The organism is Escherichia sp. AM3 (assembly GCF_032029835.1).
GTDB classification, from domain to species: Bacteria; Pseudomonadota; Gammaproteobacteria; order Enterobacterales; family Enterobacteriaceae; genus Escherichia; species Escherichia coli.
Genome location: NZ_JAVUPQ010000680.1, coordinates 1 through 360, shown reverse-complemented (window position 1 = coordinate 360; position 360 = coordinate 1). Strand labels below are relative to the sequence as shown.

The window sequence follows — 360 nt, the reverse complement described above, 5'->3', positions numbered from 1 at the left end:
GGCCGAATCCATCCGAATGCACCCGGATCAGGACACGCTGAAAGCGATGATGCAGGATGCGGAGTTTGAAAACGTGGAATACTTCAATATGACGGCGGGTGTCGTCGCGCTGCATCGTGGTTACAAGTTCTGAGTGGAGGTTTCCCGTGCCCATTAAACCCTTAGTCACCGCAGGCATCGAGAATGTACTGAATGCCTTTCTGTATCGCGCTCCGGCGCTGAAAACCGCACGTCAGCGGCTTAACGGAAAGGTGCTGCGCATCGTTTTAAAGGAGTTCTCGACGCCGCTTGTGCTGGTCTTCAGCGAACGCCAGCTTGACGTTCTGGGGGAGTGGGAAGGCGAGGCTGACTGCTCGGTGA

General features: G+C 55.8%; 2 protein-coding genes. Both read left to right on the top strand.

The window, feature by feature from the left end; all coding sequences use genetic code 11:
* On the top strand, positions 1 to 133 hold a 133-nt coding region (locus RTW80_RS27855), incomplete at its 5' end, for a class I SAM-dependent methyltransferase (RefSeq protein WP_312721356.1).
* A 13-nt stretch (positions 134 to 146) separates the two neighbouring features.
* The coding region (locus RTW80_RS27850; RefSeq protein WP_312721354.1) for an SCP2 sterol-binding domain-containing protein at positions 147 to 360 on the top strand (214 nt) is incomplete at its 3' end.